This window comes from Micromonospora sp. WMMC264 (genome assembly GCF_027497275.1).
GTDB lineage: Bacteria > Actinomycetota > Actinomycetes > Mycobacteriales > Micromonosporaceae > Micromonospora > Micromonospora chalcea.
On the sequence record NZ_CP114907.1, the window covers coordinates 2,075,315 to 2,092,047 of the forward strand.

General features: G+C 74.8%; 18 protein-coding genes. 7 read left to right on the forward strand and 11 right to left on the reverse strand.

The genetic code is table 11. The features are described 5' to 3' along the window. Positions 1-48 precede the first annotated feature (48 nt). The 7 genes from O7542_RS08515 to O7542_RS08545 are packed head-to-tail and all read left to right on the forward strand — an operon-like array spanning position 49 to position 6,295. Positions 49-1,392 (forward strand): extracellular solute-binding protein, encoded by a 1,344-nt coding sequence (locus O7542_RS08515; protein ID WP_113972866.1) that lies wholly within the window; start codon positions 49-51, stop codon positions 1,390-1,392. 21 nt (positions 1,393-1,413) lie between these two features. Then, entirely contained in the window at positions 1,414-2,394 is a 981-nt protein-coding gene (locus O7542_RS08520; RefSeq protein WP_064445732.1) for a sugar ABC transporter permease, read from the forward strand. Next, on the forward strand, positions 2,391-3,260 hold the full coding sequence (locus tag O7542_RS08525) for a carbohydrate ABC transporter permease (RefSeq protein ID WP_043323561.1): 870 nt from the start codon (positions 2,391-2,393) through the stop codon (positions 3,258-3,260). The genes O7542_RS08520 and O7542_RS08525 overlap by 4 nt, the downstream gene beginning before the upstream one ends. Then, positions 3,257-3,865 carry a hypothetical protein gene (locus O7542_RS08530; RefSeq protein WP_069088525.1) on the forward strand — a complete coding sequence of 203 codons (609 nt, stop codon included), beginning with the start codon at positions 3,257-3,259 and terminating at the stop codon, positions 3,863-3,865. The genes O7542_RS08525 and O7542_RS08530 overlap by 4 nt, the downstream gene beginning before the upstream one ends. Continuing rightward, positions 3,862-4,704, forward strand: coding sequence for a PmoA family protein (locus O7542_RS08535; RefSeq protein WP_069088526.1), 843 nt, complete (start codon positions 3,862-3,864; stop codon positions 4,702-4,704). Before O7542_RS08530 ends, O7542_RS08535 begins: the two co-directional genes overlap by 4 nt. Before the next feature lie 29 nt (positions 4,705-4,733). Then, the gene (locus O7542_RS08540; protein WP_255365625.1) at positions 4,734-5,684 is read left to right on the forward strand and encodes a sugar kinase; all 951 of its coding nucleotides are present in this window, start codon (positions 4,734-4,736) and stop codon (positions 5,682-5,684) included. After that, on the forward strand, positions 5,681-6,295 hold the full coding sequence (locus O7542_RS08545) for a bifunctional 4-hydroxy-2-oxoglutarate aldolase/2-dehydro-3-deoxy-phosphogluconate aldolase (protein ID WP_069088527.1): 615 nt from the start codon (positions 5,681-5,683) through the stop codon (positions 6,293-6,295). The genes O7542_RS08540 and O7542_RS08545 overlap by 4 nt, the downstream gene beginning before the upstream one ends. Here the strand turns inward: O7542_RS08545 and O7542_RS08550 are convergent. From O7542_RS08550 to O7542_RS08600, 11 genes are all read right to left on the reverse strand, one after another. Continuing rightward, entirely contained in the window at positions 6,288-7,052 is a 765-nt protein-coding gene (locus tag O7542_RS08550) for a hypothetical protein (protein ID WP_069088528.1), read from the reverse strand. The genes O7542_RS08545 and O7542_RS08550 overlap by 8 nt on opposite strands. A gap of 18 nt (positions 7,053-7,070) precedes the next feature. Beyond that, the gene (locus O7542_RS08555) at positions 7,071-7,547 is read right to left on the reverse strand and encodes a hypothetical protein (protein WP_069088529.1); all 477 of its coding nucleotides are present in this window, start codon (positions 7,545-7,547) and stop codon (positions 7,071-7,073) included. Next, a complete protein-coding gene (locus O7542_RS08560) occupies positions 7,544-8,464 on the reverse strand; it encodes a hypothetical protein (RefSeq protein ID WP_069088530.1) in 921 nt (306 codons plus the stop codon). The genes O7542_RS08555 and O7542_RS08560 overlap by 4 nt, the downstream gene beginning before the upstream one ends. Beyond that, entirely contained in the window at positions 8,461-9,096 is a 636-nt protein-coding gene (locus O7542_RS08565) for a phage tail protein (protein ID WP_069088531.1), read from the reverse strand. The genes O7542_RS08560 and O7542_RS08565 overlap by 4 nt, the downstream gene beginning before the upstream one ends. Then, entirely contained in the window at positions 9,077-11,698 is a 2,622-nt protein-coding gene (locus O7542_RS08570) for a putative baseplate assembly protein (protein WP_069088532.1), read from the reverse strand. The genes O7542_RS08565 and O7542_RS08570 overlap by 20 nt, the downstream gene beginning before the upstream one ends. Further along, positions 11,695-12,135: a GPW/gp25 family protein gene (locus O7542_RS08575; protein WP_069088533.1), complete on the reverse strand. Its 441-nt coding sequence runs from the start codon at positions 12,133-12,135 to the stop codon at positions 11,695-11,697. Before O7542_RS08575 ends, O7542_RS08570 begins: the two co-directional genes overlap by 4 nt. Beyond that, positions 12,132-12,470, reverse strand: a complete 339-nt coding sequence (locus O7542_RS08580; RefSeq protein WP_064445743.1) for a hypothetical protein — start codon at positions 12,468-12,470, stop codon at positions 12,132-12,134. The genes O7542_RS08575 and O7542_RS08580 overlap by 4 nt, the downstream gene beginning before the upstream one ends. Beyond that, positions 12,470-14,041, reverse strand: a complete 1,572-nt coding sequence (locus tag O7542_RS08585) for a phage baseplate assembly protein V (protein ID WP_281605993.1) — start codon at positions 14,039-14,041, stop codon at positions 12,470-12,472. The genes O7542_RS08580 and O7542_RS08585 overlap by 1 nt, the downstream gene beginning before the upstream one ends. Before the next feature lie 49 nt (positions 14,042-14,090). Then, entirely contained in the window at positions 14,091-14,849 is a 759-nt protein-coding gene (locus O7542_RS08590; RefSeq protein ID WP_064445745.1) for a hypothetical protein, read from the reverse strand. Next, positions 14,849-14,989, reverse strand: coding sequence for a hypothetical protein (locus O7542_RS08595; RefSeq protein WP_281605994.1), 141 nt, complete (start codon positions 14,987-14,989; stop codon positions 14,849-14,851). Before O7542_RS08595 ends, O7542_RS08590 begins: the two co-directional genes overlap by 1 nt. A gap of 1,261 nt (positions 14,990-16,250) precedes the next feature. Continuing rightward, a complete protein-coding gene (locus tag O7542_RS08600) occupies positions 16,251-16,733 on the reverse strand; it encodes a phage tail protein (protein ID WP_043323571.1) in 483 nt (160 codons plus the stop codon).

Sequence of the window (16,733 nt, forward strand, 5' to 3'; positions counted from 1 at the left end):
CGGCCGCCGGTGACGTCGTCGCCTCCCACAGCCGAGGAGTGAGCGCAGATGCACCCCGCAACGTCCCCCACCGCCGGCGCACCCGCCGGGCGGCATCACCGTACCCCTGTGACCCGACGTCGACTCGTGCGCGGCCTGGCCGCCGTCGCGCTCGCCGTGCCCCTCGCCCTGGGCGCGGCCGGCTGCGGCGACGACGACGCCGGCGGCGACGGCGGCCCGGTCAAACTCTCCGTCTTCTGGTGGGGCGGTGAGGCCCGGGCCAAGCTCACCGAGGACGCCCTGGCCCTCTACACCAAGAAGCACCCGGACGTGACGTTCGAGAAGACCTGGCAGGCCAACCAGGGCTACTTCGACAAGCTCGCCACGCTCACCGCCGGCGGCAACCCGCCGGACCTGTTCCAGATCGACGACAACTACCTGGCCGAGTACGCCGGCCGCAGCACCACGCTCGACCTGGGCAGCTACCAGGACTCCGGCAAGCTCGACGTGTCGAAGTTCCCCAAGAGCCTGCTGGAGTACGGCGTGGTCGACGGCAAGCTCGCCGGGGTGGCCGCCGGGGAGAACACCCAGGGCCTGGTCTACAACAAGACGCTGCTGCAAAAGAACGGGCTGCCCGAGCCGACCACCGGGATGAGCTGGGAGGAGCACATCGCCTGGGCCGAGCAGGTGGCGAAGAAGACGAAGGTGCCCGGCACCCAGGATCCGAGCGCAGACTACAAGGCGCTCTGGGTGTGGCTGCGCCAGCAGGGCAAGGACCTGTACAACGGCAAGGAGCTCGGCTTCACCGCCGAGGACGTGACGAAGTGGTTCGAGCTGTGGAAGGGCGCGCGGGACCGGGGCGCCACCCCGAAGCCTGACGTCATCCACGAGGGCAACTCCAGCGACATCACCAAGCAGCTGGTGGTCACCGGCAAGTCGGCCACCTCCTGGGTGTGGGTCAACCAGATGCCGGACCTGAAGAAGAACACCAAGGACGAGCTGGGCGTGGTCGCGTACCCGGGTGACCCGAGCGGGCAGTGGGCGCGCGCCTCGATGTACTGGTCGGTGTTCAAGGGCAGCAAGCACAAGGACGTCGCCGTCGACGTGATCAACTTCCTGAACAACGACCCGGAGGCGGTGGCGCTGCTCGGCACCGACCGCGGTCTGCCGTCGAACATGGATCTGCGCGCCAAGGTCAGCGAGACCGCCACCGACCCGGCCATGAAGCAGTCCATCCAGGTCGAGTCCGACCTGGCGCAGAAGTTCGGCGCCTCGCCCCAGGTGCCGATCAAGGGGCACAGCAAGGTCAAGTCCGAGCTGGTCAAGGCCGCCGAGAACGCCCAGTACGGCCGCGCCACCCCGGCTCAGGCGGCCGAGCAGTTCGTCACCGCCTGCAAGTCCGCGATCGCCTGACCCCACGAAAGGACCGGTCCCGTGGCTGTCACCACGGCGCCCGGCCGGACCCCGCGCACCGGACCGGCCGGCCCTCGCCCCACGCGGCGTCGGGCCGGCCGGGCCCGGCTCGGCGAGGGCCTGGCGGGGTACGTCTTCCTCTCGCCCTGGCTCATCGGACTGATGGGCGTCACGGCGATCCCCATGCTGCTGTCGCTCTGGCTGAGCTTCACCGACTACGACATCCTCACGCCGCTGTCCGAGGTGCGGTGGGTGGGGCTGGCCAACTACGAGCGGATGTTCACCGCCGACCCGTCGTACTGGCACGCGGTGCGGGTCACGCTGACGTTCGCGCTGATCGCGGTGCCGCTGAAGCTGGCCGCCGCGCTCGGCGTGGCGCTGCTGCTCAACCGGGCCTGGCGCGGCGTCGGGCTGTTCCGCAGCCTGTTCTACCTGCCGTCGCTGCTCGGCGGCAGCGTCGCGCTGGCCATCGTCTGGGTCAACATGTTCAACCGGGACGGCGCGTTCAACTCGTTCCTCGCCCTGTTCGGCGTCGAGGGGCTGCCCTGGGTCAGCGACCCGGACTGGGCGCTGGAGACGCTGATGGTGCTGGCCATCTGGCAGTTCGGCGCGCCCATGGTGATCTTCCTGGCCGGGCTCAAGCAGGTGCCCACCGAGCTGTACGAGGCGGCGGCGGTGGACGGCGCCGGGGCGTGGCGGCGCTTCCGCGCGGTCACCCTGCCCATGCTCTCCCCGGTGATCTTCTTCAACCTGGTGCTGGAGACCATCAACGGCTTCCAGGGCTTCACCGCCGCGTTCGTGCTCAGCAACGGCACCGGCGGCCCGGTCGACTCCACCCTGATGTACACGCTGAAGCTCTACATCTCCGGCTTCACCGACCTGGAGATGGGCTACGCGTCGGCGATGGCGTGGGTGTTCCTGGTGGCGATCGGCGTGGTCACCGCCGTCTTCTTCAGCACCGGCCGGTTCTGGGTGCACTACTCGGACGGAGACGACTCATGACGGCGCTTCCTGTCGCCCGCCGCCGGCCGGGCAGCGGCCGCAACGTCCTGCGGCTGGTCGTGCTCGTGGCGATCGTCGCGGTGGTGCTCTACCCGCTGTTCTGGATGCTCGGCACGTCGGTCAAGTCGCAGGCCGAGATCGTCAACAACGTCGGCCTGCTGCCGGAGGTGTTCACCCCCGGCAACTACGTCGACGGCTGGACCAACTTCGACATCAGCTTCGGCCGGTTCTTCCTCAACAGCGCAGTGGTCAGCGCGCTCACCGTCGTCGGCAACGCGCTGTCCTGCCTGCTCGCCGCGTACGCCCTGGGCCGGCTGCGGTTCCGGCTGCGCAAGCTGTGGTTCACCGTGATGATCGGCACGCTGCTGCTGCCCGGGCACGTGCTGATCGTGCCGCAGTACATCCTGTTCCGCAGCCTCGGACTGGTCGGCGGCGACTGGCCGTACCTGCCGCTGCTGGTGCCGCAGTTCCTGGCCACCGAGGCGTTCTTCGTCTTCCTCATGGTGCAGTTCATGCGCGGCATCCCGCGCGAGCTGGACGAGGCGGCCACCATCGACGGCGCGTCCCCGTACGGCGTGTTCCGGCACGTCATCCTGCCGCTGAGCCGCCCGGCGCTGGTCACCACCGCGATCTTCTCGTTCATCTGGACCTGGAACGACTTCTTCCGGCAACTGGTGTTCCTGTCCAGCCTGGAGGACTACACGGTCCCGGTGGCGCTGACGCTGTTCATCGACTCGACAAGCCAGAGCGCCGTCGGCCCGATGTTCGCCATGTCGGTGCTGTCGCTGCTGCCGGTGTTCCTGTTCTTCCTGGCCTTCCAGCGGATGCTCGTCGAGGGCATCAACACCAGCGGGCTGAAGGGATGACCGCCGTGCCTGCCCGTGGCGACTGGCGGGACACGCTGCGCGAGGCGACCGATCTGGCGCTGCTCGGCTTCGCCGTGGCGCTGGCCGCGCTGCCGGTGCTCACGCTCGCCCCGGCGCTCGCCACTGCCAGTGCCGCGCTGCACGACAGGTCGGTCACCGGTTCCTGGCCCGACGCGCGGACCAGCCTGGCCCGGTTCGGCCGCGCGCTGCCCGCCGGGCTGGCGGTCAGCGCCGTCGCCCTGGCCGCCGTCGCGCTGCTCGCCGCCGACCTGCTCGCGCTCGCCACCGGCCGGGTTCCCGGCGGCGGGCCCGCGCTCGCGCTCACCGCCGTCGTGGTCGCGGTCCTGCTCGGGTACGCGGGCCTGGTCACCGTCGCGGTCGGGCGCAGCGGCGGCCGGGGCTGGCGGACGGCGGCGCGTGAGGTGGCCCGCACCTGCCCGCAGCGCCCCGGCGTGCGGGCCGCCGCCTCCGGCATCTGCGCCCTCGCGGTGCTGCTGGGCGTGCTGGTCACGCCGGTCGCGGTGCCGATCCTCGGCGGGTACGCCCTCGCGGCGCTGCACGCGCTCGACGCCCGCCGCCCGGTCCCCGCCCCGGACCCGACGTGACCGCCGAACCCCGGCTGGTGGTGGACGGCGCCGAGGTGGCCCGGTACCTGGTCCGGCCGGAGCTGGACCCGCGCCACGGGCCCCGGCCCTACCTGCATCCGGTGCGGACCCGGGCCGGCACGCCGGTCACCGACGCGCTCCCGGCCGACCACGTCTGGCACCTCGGCGCGTCACTGGCCGTGCAGGACGTGGACGGCGTCAACCTGTGGGGCGGCCGGACGTACGTGCGCGGCACCGGCTACACCTGGCGCGACGACCACGGCGTCATCGCGCACACCGGCTGGCGCGAGCGGACCGCCGACCGGCTCGACCACGACCTGGAATGGCGGGACCGGCACGGCCGGGTGCTGCTGCGCGAGCACCGGCGGATCACCGCCACCCCGGCCGGGGAGGACGCCTGGTGGCTGGACCTGTCCGCCACGCTCACCTCCGCCACCGGCGCCGACGTGCGCCTGGGCAGCCCGGCCACGAACGGCCGCCCGGGCGGCGCCGGCTACGGCGGATTCTTCTGGCGTGCCGTGGCCGACGGGGAAGCGCGGGTGCGCACCGCCGAGGCGGTGGGCGAGGAGGCGGTGAACGGCTCGGCCGCGCCCTGGCTGGCGTTGTCCGCCTCCGCGCTTGGCGGTGGCGCGTACACGCTGGTGTTCACCGGTCTGGGGCCGGGTGACAGGTGGTTCGTGCGCACCGCGATGTACCCGGGCGTCTGCGTCGCGTACGCGTTCGACACCCCGGCGGTGGTCGCGGCCAGCCGGCCCCGGCACAACCGGCACCGGGTGCTGGTCGCCGACGGCCACCTCGACCCGGACGACGTGGCGGCCCGCCTGGGGGTGACGCCGTGAGCCCGGCGGGCGGGCCGGAGGTGGTCTGCGTGGGCGAGACGATGGTGGTGCTCGCCCCCGATGACGGCGGGTCGCTGGAGCGCGCGGCGCGGCTGACCGTCGGCGTGGGCGGCGCGGAGTCGAACGTGGCGGCCGGACTGGCCCGGCTCGGGCACCGCGCGGCGTGGGTCAGCCGGGTCGGCGACGACCCGTTCGGGCGGCGGGTGGTGGCCGAGGTCGCCGCCGCGGGCGTGGACGTCAGCCTGGTCATCGTGGATCCGGACGCGCCGACCGGGCTCTACCTGAAGGATCCGACCCCGGTCGGCACCCGCGTGCACTACCACCGTGCCGGGTCGGCCGCGAGCCGCCTCGGTGCCGCCGACCTCACGCGTTCCGGGCTGGCCGGGGCACGCCTGCTGCACCTGTCCGGCATCACCGCGGCGCTCTCCGGCACCTGCCGTGACCTGCTCGTATCAGCGCTGGACGGGCGCGCGCTACCGGGTGCCCGGGTCAGCTTCGACGTGAACCACCGCCCGGCGCTCTGGCCCGCCGACCGGGCCGCCCCGGTCCTGCACGGCCTGGCCGACCGCGCCGACGTGGTGCTGGTCGGGCTGGACGAGGCGGCCGGACTGTGGGCTGCGGACGATCCGGCCGACGTTCGTGCCCTGCTGCCCGGCCCGGAACTGGTGGTGGTCAAGGACGGGCCGGTCGGCGCGACGGCGCTGCCGCGTACCGGGCCGGCGGTGTTCGTGCCGGCGCTGCCGGTGGACGTGGTGGAGCCGGTCGGCGCGGGTGACGCGTTCGCCGCCGGGTTCCTGTCCGGGCTGCTGCGCGGCCTGGACCTGCGCGCCTGTCTGCGGCTGGGGCACCTGACCGCCGCGCCGGTGCTGGTCGTGCCGGGCGACACCGCGCCGCCGCCTGATCCGGAGACGATCGCGCGGGCGCTGGCGCTGCCGGAGACGATGTGGACCGCGCAGGTCAGGGGAGGGAGCGGGAGATGAGCGGGCACGACTTCGAGGCACTGTTCGGCGACGCGCGGGTGATGGTGATCCTGCGCGACCTGCCTGTCGACGAGACGGTCCGGCTGGCGGAACTGGCCTGGGATCTCGGCATCGCCGTGGTGGAGGTGCCCATCCGTACCCCGGAAGCGGTGCCGGCGCTGCGCGCCGCGGTGACGGCCGGGCGGCGGCGGGACCGGATCGTCGGCGCGGGCACCGTGCGTACCCCGGCGCAGGTCCACGACGCGGTGGCCGCCGGGGCGGCGTTCACGGTGGCGCCCGGCCTGGACCTGGCGGTGGCCGACGCGGCGGCCGGTCTCGGCGTGCCGCACCTGCCCGGCGTGGCCACCCCGACCGAGGCGCAGCGGGCGCTCGACCACGGCCTGGTGTGGCTCAAGGCGTTCCCGGCGGTCAGCCTCGGCCCGGCCTGGTTCCGGGCGGTGGCCGGGCCGCTGCCGGAGGCCCGGTTCGTCGCCACCGGCGGCGTCGACGCCGGCAACGCGGAAGACTTCCTCGCCGCCGGGGCGCGCGTGGTGGCGGTCGGGTCGGCGCTCACCGACCCTGAGCAACTGCCGCGCCTGGCCACGCTCGCGGCCGGCGGCGCGGTCAGGTGACGGTACGGCCGGACGTGGTGGCGGTGGTCCGGATCGCCTTCACGATCGCCGGGATCGACCCGATCAGCAGCACCAGCGCCCAGATCAGCGCCACCACCGCGAACACCACGGCGCCCAGGTCGTCCAGGATGCTGACCAGGATCACCGGCACCAGGCCGTGCAGGAACTGCAGCACCACTGTGCACAGCAGCGTGGTCAGCATCAGCGCGACGAGGCCCTTGTTACGCAGGAACCGGGGCTGGGCGGCGAGCAGCAGCCCGGCCCAGACCAGTTTGAGCAGCAGCGCCAGCCCGAGCAGCACCGCCGCGTCGCCGACCGGGAAGAACCCCCACACCGCGAGGTACGCCAGCGTGCCGAACGGCGGCGCCAGGACCAGCGACACCATCACCGTCAGCTCGACGAACGCGACGATCAGCAGGACCAGCGACACCAGCAGCAGCACGATCGAGAAGACGAGCGTGGCCACGCCCTGCACCCGGCCCTGCACCCGGTCCGGCAGCACCAGGCTCAGGCAGAACAGCCCGGTCGTCCAGAGCGCCACCACGTCGATCAGCGCGAGGTAGCCGATGCCCCGCCCGGACGGCTCGGACACCGCGCCGACGTCGCCCAGCTCGACGCCGAGCTGCCCGGCGCGCTCCCGCAGCGCGCCGCTCGCGTCGCCGCCGCCGGTCAGCGCCGCCGCGCCCAGCTCCACGCCGACCACGAGCGCCACCGCGAGCAACGCCAGCAGCAGGAACGGCTTGCGCAACTCACCCATGCCGCGTCTCCGTCCCGGTCAGGACCGGGCCAGCGTGACCGAACATCCACCACCTCCCGGACACCGCAGGAGCACCTCGGTCTCCCGGTCAACAGCCACCTTCGCCACCGCCGGGCCGTCCGCGTCGGGCGCGACCTCGTCGGTGACCGTCACGTCCGCGTCGCCCGGCGCGCGGGCTGTCACCTCGAACGGCGTCGTGCCGCGCAGCACCAGCGTGCGCAGCGCGCCCGGGTCGGCCACCCGCAGCCGGCACACCGTGCCGAAGGTGAGCGTCACCCCGTCGGCGGTGGTGGCCGGTTCCGCGGCCGGCGGCAGGCAGCTCACCGCCACCGTCGCCGGGTCGACCGTCCCGGACCCGCGTCCCAGCCGGGCCAGCGCGCCCGGCCCGGCCGCCGGGTCGCCCCTGTCGTCGCGGCGTCCGGCCACCGCCACCACGTACAGCGCCACCAGCAGCACTGCCACCGCCACCAGCAGCACCTTCTGCCTGGTGGTCATGGCCGGACGACGGGCGTGAAGCGGATCTCGTCCACGCCCGCGAAGTACCTGTCGGTGCCCTGCGTCTTGCTCACCGCCACGAGCGTCAGCTTGTGCGGGCCGCGGGTCAGCTCCAGGGTCCCCACGTCCACCTCGTCGGTGCGGACCACCGTCGGGGTGAACCCGAAGAACGTGTCGCCGACCTGCCGGCCGTCGACCAGCCAGATCGTGTTCGCGTAGTCGAACGACGTGGTCCGCACGGTGGAGAACCGCCAGGTGCCGTCGGACGGCAGGTCCACCTGCACGGTGACCCGGTCGCCGACGCCCCGGCCCAGGAAGAACAGCTGGGCGTCGCCGGACCACACCACGTCGCAGCAGTTCTTTTGCGCCACCACGTCCGCCTTCGCGCCGGTGGTGGACTGCACCGTCGCGCCGGAGACCAGCGTCTCCGCCTCCACGGTCACCGCGTCGGCCTGCGGCGGCGCGGGGGTGTCCGGTCCGCGGGTCACCAGCCAGGCCACCACCCCGGCCACGACCAGCACCAGCGCCGCGGCGGCCGCGATCCACGGCCACGGCGCGCGCTTCGGGGGTACGACGGCCCGCACGTCGTACGTGACCCGGCCGCTGGAGCGGGAACTCTCCTCCGGCGCGGTGTTCGCCGAGTACGCGAACCCGGTCATGTCGTAGCGCCGGGGCGGCGTGCCGGGCGGCACGGCCAGGCGTACCAGGAACGACACCGAGCCCTGCCCGGGCACCACCCGCTGCGGCTCGGCCACGGTGAACCAGGCCCGCTGGCTGCCCTCGCCGGGCGCGACGTCGAAGACGACGGTGTCCGGCGCGGTGCCCGGGTTCGACACGGTGAACGTCAGCTCACCGCTGTTGCGGGCGTCCAGGGTGAACTGTTCGGCGGCGGCGACGACTGTCCATTCGGTGGTCATGACGGCTCCTCGGGCGGATCGTGGGGTGCGGGTACGTGCGCCCGGCCGACCGCGCGCACCGTCGCCACCCCGGCGGCGGGCTCGGCATCGTCCGGCTCGGGCGTGGGCGGCGGGCCCGGGTCGGGCGGGTCCCCGGTGACGACCTCGACGGTGACCGCCGCCGGTTTCTCGGCCTCGACGATGCGGGTGACCAGCGCGAGCCGGTCGGCGGCGGCCGGTGGCACCCGCACCACCAGGTGGAACGGCCGGTCCGGCGGTTCGTCCAGCACGAACCCGGTCACGCCGGTGGCCAGCTCCAGCGCGGTCCGCATGCCGTACGGGGTGCCGCGCCACCGGGCCAGCAGCGCGCCGTGCGCCACCAGGTCCCGCAGCCGGCCCGCCGGCAACGGCAGCGGCGCGTCGGCGCGGGGCGCGGCGACCACGTGGTCCATCGCCACCCAGCGGGTCAGGTACGCCACGAACCCGTCCGGCGTCCGGTACGGCTCGAACAGCGCGTCGACGTCGGCGAGCACCGCCTCGTCCGGGGCGTGCAGCGCCTCCATCACGTCCAGCAGCGCGCCCAGCACGCTGCCCGGGCCGGCGGCCCGCTGGTACGCGGCCGGCAGCAGCCGCTCAATCGCCGCTCGGCGCATCCTGCCGCACCACCTCGATGTCGTGCTCGCCGGAGCAGAGCAGCCAGGTGCCGGGGACGGTGACCACGTCGGCGGTGGCCTGGTTGGCGCTCGCCGTCCAGTTCTCGCCGTCGCCGCTGCGGAACACGCCGCGCTCGCCGCCGGCGAGCACCAGCCGCCCGGCGCCGGAGGTGCCGGTGGGCGCGGTGGCGGCGATGGCGTCGACCGGGACGAACCGGGTGCGGTCCCGCAGCGGCAGGCCGCAGTTGACCATCACGGGCGACCACTGCGGCTGCCCGGCGAGCGTGTCGAGGCGGACCACGCCGCCGCTCTGCGTCGCGGCGAGCGCGAGCGGGCCGCTGAACGCCAGGTCGCGGCAGGTGCCGCCGATCCAGCCGGACGCCATCGACTGCCACTTCACGTCCGACTCGAACAGCCGGGTGCGGTGGCAGCCCTGGCCGGGCTTCTTCGGGTCCGGCTCGCCCGCGCCGCACCACAGCAGCGTGGCCGGGCCGTCGTACTGGACGGCGAGGATCCGGTTGTCGACGTTGGCGAGGCCGACGTGGGCGAACGTGCCGGGCCGCCCGGCCGCGGTGGACAGGTAGACGCCGAATCCGGCCTGCGCGGCGACCGCGACCCCTGGTGCGCCGCGCTCGGAGACGAACGCGCGCACCGCGTAGAAGCCCCGGTCGGCGTCGGCCGGGTCGACCAGGATCTGCAACGGCACCGCGCCGGGTAGCAGCGGCACCTCGTACAGGCCCGCGTCGGTGGCCAGCAGCAGCGCGCCGGTGCCGTCCCGGTCGATCCAGGCCAGATCGCGTACGCCGGAGTCGAGGTCGGTCAGCAGCGTCCACGTCTCGCCCAGGTCGGTGCTCAGCCGGACCCGGGAACCTCCGGCGTCGCGGGTGGTCACCACCGCCACCGAACCGGCCCGGGGGACCACGCCGGGGCGTACCGGGGCGGGCGCGGGCACCACCCGCACCACTGTCTCGTCGTCGAACCGGCCGGCCGGTTCCCAGCCCGCCCCCGCGTTGGTGGAGCGGAACAGCACCGGGCCGCCGCCGGCGTACCAGGTGTCGGCCTGGTACTGGTCCACCGCCACGGTCCGTACCTGCGCGTCCGGCGCCTCGTCGACCACGAACCGCACCGACTCGACGTAGCGCACGCCCGGCTCGGCGTGCTCCAGCATCCGGTACACGTTGGAGGCGCGCAGCGGCTCGCCGAACGCCCAGCCGGCCGGGTTCAGCGGCGTCGGCAGCGGGCTGAGCGTCTGGTGCAGCCGGTCGTGGATGCGGCGGCGCACCGCGTCCACGTCCTCCTCGCGGCGCACCACCACCCGGGCCCTGATGGACACCGCCTTGTAGCGCGCCCAGCCCGCCCGCACCGCCGTACCCAGGGCGCGGCGCCGCTCCAGATCGGCCTCGACCCGGCGGCGGGCCTCCTCCACCTCGTGCTCGCGCAGCACCGCCACCGGCAGCCGGCCGCCGGGGCGGGCCGCCTCCGGCACGTACGGCACCAGCACCACCTCGACCTCGCCGGGCCGGGCGAAGCTGTAGACGGCGGCCCGGGTGAACGCCCGCGCCCGCGCCACCGCCCCGGAGCCGGTGGCCAGGATCTCGAAGTCCCGGGCGGTCACCGCGCGCTGCTGGGCGAAGAACTCGTACGGCCCGCGCGCCAGCACCGACTCCAGCGACTCCAGTTCCCGCCCACCGGTGGCCGGCTCCGGGTTGTCCACCCTCACCCCCGGCAGCGGGTCGCGCAGGCTGGTCAGCACGCCCGCCGCGACGTTCCCGGCCGGTCCGCCGCCGCAGCGGTACCAGAGCCGCACCTGCCGTCCGTCCGGCGGCACCGCCGCCACAGTGGTCGCCCCGGCCGCCCCCTCGACGGCCGGGGCGCCACCGTCCGGGCGCAGGTCCAGCGCCGGGGCGAACGTGACCACCCCGGAGGCCCGGTCCACCAGGTAGACCTTCGCCTGCGGGCCGACACCGGCGAAGCTGTCCACCGGCCGCCAGATCTCGTACGTGCGCCCCTCGTGCTCGCGGGCGGCCGCGCCCAGCTCCACCGAACCGGCCGGCACCTCCACGCCGAGCAGCAGATCAAGCGCCTCGGTGGTACGGGTCAGCGGCGCACGGGCCGCCCGCAACACCTGACCGGGCTGCCCGGTGCCGGTGCCCAGCAGTTCCGCCTCGACCGGCTCGCAGTGGTGCACGCGTACCGTCGTCGTGGTCTCCCCGGCGGGCAGCACCGCCGGTTCGGTGGTCACGAAGACGACCGGCCGGGGGTCCGCGCCGCGGGCCGCGGCGACCCGGGTGCCGGCCGGCACCCGCACCGGGCCGCGGTCCGGGCCGGTACGGGTCAGGCGCACGTCCGCCCAGGCCGCCGCCGGTGGATGCCGGGTGACGCCGAGCAGGTTCAGGAACGCCACGTACGCCTTCTCCGGCAACTGGTTCAGCCGGTAGATCATCACCTCGGTCAGGTACGCGAACGCCTCCACCAGCGCCATGCCCGGGTCGTGCGCGGACAGGTCGGTCCAGTCCGGGCAGGACCGGGCGATGCGTTCCCGCGCCTCGGTGACCAGGTCGAGGAAGGCGCGGTCGTCCAGGTGCGGCACCGGCAGCGTCATGACGTGCCCTCCTCGTCTGCGGTTTCCTCGTCGGCGGGCAGCAGGTCGACGGAGAACACCAGGTGGCCGGGGGAGAGGCTGGCCCGCACCCGGTAGTCCAGCCGGATCACCAGGCGCCACGGGTCGTCCGGGTCGGGGCCGGCGTCCACATCGAGCACCTCGACCCGGGGCTCCCAGCGCCGGATCGCCTGCCGCACGTAGTGGATCGCCAGCCCGGCGGTGGTGTCGTCGTTCGGCGCGAAGACGAGCCGGTGCAGCCGCGACCCGTACCCGGGACGCATCAGCCGCTCCCCGGGCGTGGTGGACAGCAGCAGGTACAGCGCCTGGCGTACCGTCTCGTCGCCGTCGGTCATGGCGAGCGAGCCTGCGGCGGTGAGCGCGAGACCACCGGCGCGGCCGGCGTCGAAGCCGGCGCCGACGAAGCGGAAGGCCCTCATGCGTCCGCCCCCAGGAAGCTCTGCCGCACGTCGCGGACCTGGTGGTGCACGGTGCCCGGCGGGGTGCCGTCGGTCAGACCGTCCAGGTGCGACAGCACCACCGGCTGCCGGTCCACCCGCACCCACGTGCTGTAACCCACTGTCACGGTCAGCGTGTGCAGGCACGGTTTGATCGTCGGGCCGTAGTTGGGGCAGGCGGTGATGTCGCGCCCCTCCGGGTCGGGGCGGATCAGCACCGGCACGGCCTGGACCGTCACCCACTGCTGGGACGGGCGGTTGCTCACCCGCCCGTCGTGTCCGCAGGTGATCAGCGAGTCGCGGTGGATCCAGCGCATCAGCCACCTCCGGCGGAACGGGCGAGCGTACGGGCCTGCGCGGCGGCGGTCTCGGCGTCCTCGGCCGCCGGGGCGTGCAGGAAGTCGACGGTGCGGCCGCGCACCACGACGGCCCGGCCGGGCGCGGAGAGCACCAGGTCACCGGCGGCGTGCACGGTGGTCAGCTCGGGGCGCAGCTCGACGAAGCTGCCCGCGTCGGTGGCCAGCCGCAGCGTCCGCCCGTCGTCGTCGATCACGATGGACTGCCCGGTGCCGGTCCGCATCGACCAGCGGCGCGAGCGGCCGGACACGATCCCGGTGTCGTACGGCTCGACCGCGCCGAACAGCGAACCGAGCACCACGCCCGAGGCCGGTTCGCCGCCGGGCAGCGCCACCAGCACGGTGTCGTCCGGGTCGGGCAGCGCGACGATCCCCTTGCCCCGGCCCGCGCCCGGGCAGAGCACCGCGAGCCAGCCGGCGTCCAGATCGCCGTACGCGGGCAGCGTCACCCGGGCCCGGCCCAGCCCGTCCGGGTCGTCGACGTCGGTGACGGTGCCGAGCGTGACAGTCGCCGCCGGGGGCGCGGCCGACGGCGGCGGGCCGGGCGGCGCCGTGGAGAACCGGGTCAGGTGCCCGTCGGCGTCCACCGTGTGCACCACCTCGGTGAGCACGTACACCCCGGCCAGCGGCTCCGGGACGCCGGCCAGCGCGATCCGCCGGCCCGGCCGCAGCGCCGGGTCGCCCTCCGCGGTGCCCTCGGCGGTGACCAGCGCCGCCACCCGGGCGTCCAGCCCGGCCTGGGCCAGCGCGGCCAGCTCGTCGTCGCTGCGGCCCGGCTGGTCCACAGCGGTACGCACGCCGTCCGCGCCCACGTCGCCCGGGTCGGGGCGCAGCGGGATGCGCCGCCCGCTGCGCGCCTCGTCCGCGCGCTGGCTCAGCGGCTCGGCGCGCTGCGGGTGCCAGCCGAGCACTGCGCACTCCGCGCCCGCCCGGTCCAGGTTCTCGGTGATCCGCAGCGCGTGCACCGTCTCGCCGAGCGTCAACGGCAGCGGCTCTCCGTAGCCGTCCAGCGTGCACAGCCGCAACCGGTCACCGTCCACGCCGAGGTGCAGCCCGGCGCGACCGGCCACCTCGCACAGCAGATCGAGGTCGGTGTGCCGGTGCTGGAGCAGCCGGTCCAGGCGCGGCCCGTCGTCCTCGGCCGCCACGCTCAACCCCAGCCCGGCGCACAGGTCGGCGGCCAGCTCGGCGGCGGTCACCCACTCGAACACGCGCAGCTCCTGCCGCTTGCGCAGCCGGTGCAGCGGGTCGTACGCCCGGATCCGGGCCAGCGCGGCGCCGTCACCGGCGTACTCCCGCTCGACTGCTGTCACCTCGCCGGTGAACAGCGCCTCCGCCTGACCGTCGAGGCGGACGTCGAGGGCGGCGCCGGGGCGTACCGGAGGGTCGAGCGGACCCGCGCCGGGGGCGGCGGCGAGGGTCAGCTCGCACTGTGCCGGGCGGTCGAGGCGGGCGGCGACGCGGATGCCGCGCAGCCGGGCCGGGTCGGCCAGCGGTCGCCCGTCGACTGTGACCAGGGCGGCCCGGCTCACGGCGCACCCCCGGCGGCCGCTCGCCGCGCCGGGCTGGTCGCGTGGCGGGTCACGGCGTGCCTCCCGCGGTGACGGCGTCCGGCGCGACGGTGGCGGCGCCGGCCGGCGGGACGGCGAGCGCGGTGCCGGCGGGCACGGTGAGCGGGTCGGTGATCCGGTTGTGCTCGGCGAGCAGCCGCCAGCGCAGCGGCGAGCCCAGCGCGTCGTGGGCGAGCAGGTCGAAGCGCACCCCGGACCAGCCCGGCTCGGCCGCGCCGTCGGCGGCGGCGACCACCGCGGACCCGGGCGCGACAGCGGGTGTGCTCGCCGCGGCCAGTTCCTCCTCGAACCCGGCGCGCGCCGCCTCCGCGCCCTCGGCGACGCGGACCAGCTTCAGCCGCAGCCAGGAGCGCCGGGGCGTACCGGTGAGGGTGAACGCGTCGAACCGTTCCGCGATCGCCGTGATCACGCCCGGCACGTTCCAGGTCTTGCCCCAGACCAGGCGGACCAGCGGCGGGCGTAGCCAGCCGTGCTCGACCGCCGAGTTCTCCGCCAGCATCCATAGCGGCCGGGTCAGCGTGCGGACGTCCTCGGGCCGGGCCGGCGACTCCACGAAGTCGACGTCGAAGAGCAGGTCCAGGACCAGTTCGGTACGCCCGCCGCCGGTGAAGACCAGCGGGTCGTCGGCCAGCCCGGCGCCGGTCAGCGGCCCGTCCGGTCCGCCGCGCGGGCGTACCCCGGCCAGGCGGGTCACCTGCACGGTCTCCGGGTTGAGCAGGCAGTCGACCCGGGTGCCGGACTCGTCCACGAGGAAGGCGACGCGCTCCATCAGTCACCCGCCTGTTCCTGGTCCAGCCGGGCCGTGTCGCTCCACCGCGTGGGCTGCGGGGCGGGCCAGGCCGGTTCGGCCGGGAGCGCCGGCCACGGATCCGCGTGCGTCCCGCCGCCCTCGGCCATCCCGGTCGCCACGTGGCCCGTCGTGCGGGTCGGGTCGGAACCGTCCGGCAGGGCCGGCCACGGGTTGCTGTACGTGGGACGCGCGGGCCACCGCCCCTGCCTCTCCCCGGACGCCGGGTCGTGTCCGCCCGGGTACGGCAGGCCGGCGGCGCGCCCCGGGTACTGGGCGACGGATCCGTCCCTTGTCCCGTCGCGACCGTTCGTTGATCCGGTTCGACCGCCCTTGATGCGTGGGGCCGGTCCGCGCGGCAACGACGGTGGCGCAGCCGCGAAGGCGAGCGGGGGCGTGTCCCCTCGATCGGACGGCACGTCCGCTCCGGCGATGTCGTCCCTGCGCGTCGGCCGGCCCCGGTCGACCTGTGGGAGGTTGCGGAGCGGGTCCACCCGGTCGGGGCCGGGCCTGCGCTCGGACGGTGAGGGCCGGTCCGATTCGCCGGATCCCACGGGACCCGGCGATCCGATCGTGTCCCGGCTGCCGGCGGGGTGTACGGGCCCGGCGGGCACGCCCGGGTCGGTGGGCCGACCGGTGCCGTCGCTGCTCGCGCCCCTCGTGCCGGTGAGGGCCGGCCTGAGGGCGCGAGTCACCGCCGGCCGGCGTGCCGGGGGCGCGCCACCGATGGTTTCCGTGGTGCTTGCGGTACCGGTCGGGCCGACGGCGCCCGGTGATCCGGTCCGGTCCGGCATACGCGCCGCTCTCGTCCTCTCCGGTGCCCCGGCCAAGCCGATCGGCTCCGTCACGAACCGGTTCGCGGGTTCACCCGCAGACGCCCCGTTGTCCCACGACCGCGACGGCCTGTCCGAGCGGGACCGGGCGCCCGGCGTCGGCGTGGAGGGCGTCGCCCCGCTCACTTCCCACCCGGCACTCGTCGCTCCCGGCGACCGCGCACCGCGCCCCGGCTCCGAGTTCCCGCTTCCCGAGATCCCCGTCCCACTTCCCAGGAGCTCCGGGAGATCTTGGTAGGAAACGGCCCCTATAGGGGCCCTTTCGTACCAAGATCTCGGCGGGCTGTTGCGGGAAGCGGCGAGTCCGTTGATCAAACGTGCCATCCAGCGCCACCGGCCCCTCTGGCGCCGCTCGTCGGAGCGCGGGGGAGGGGCGGAAACCGGCGGAAGGTCGCGCAGCAGGCCGGGGGCGTGCGCCGCCACCAGCCGCCGCCAGTGCTCGGGCGGCTGACCGGGGGCGGGCTGCTGGCCGGGGGAGGACGGCGCGTCCTCGGCCGGGGCCGGACCGGACAGGCGATCCGCGGTGACCCGCAGCGCGCGGGCCAGCCGGTCACGCGCCCGCCGGGGCGGCGGCACCGCCGGCCTCCAGTTCCAGGCCCTCGTACGCCAGGGTCAGCGCCTCGATGGCGATCTCCTGCGACAGGGTGTTCAGGTGCGCGCCCCGCCACCGGGTCGGCCAGGCATTGATCATGTTCCAGCGCAGCACCTCGGCTGTGCCGGCCGGGTCGAGCAGCACCACCGAAACGTTGCGCCGGTTGACGGTGCCCTTCGCCGCCGCGTTCACCCAGTCCCACAGCTCACGCGAGCTGGTCAGGCCGAAGTGAAGTGTGACCGGGGCGTACTCGACCTGTCCCGGCACGGCCCGGATGCGCTCGTTGCCCGCCTCCCGGTACGACAGCGCGGGAATCGCCACCTCGAAGCCGCTGACCTCGGTGAAGTGCCCGTTGGTGATGCCGTTGATCAGCAGCTTGAAGTGGTAGGCGCGGTACGGGTCGACGGGCGCCCCCGGCTGCGGCGTCGCGGTGGTGGGCAT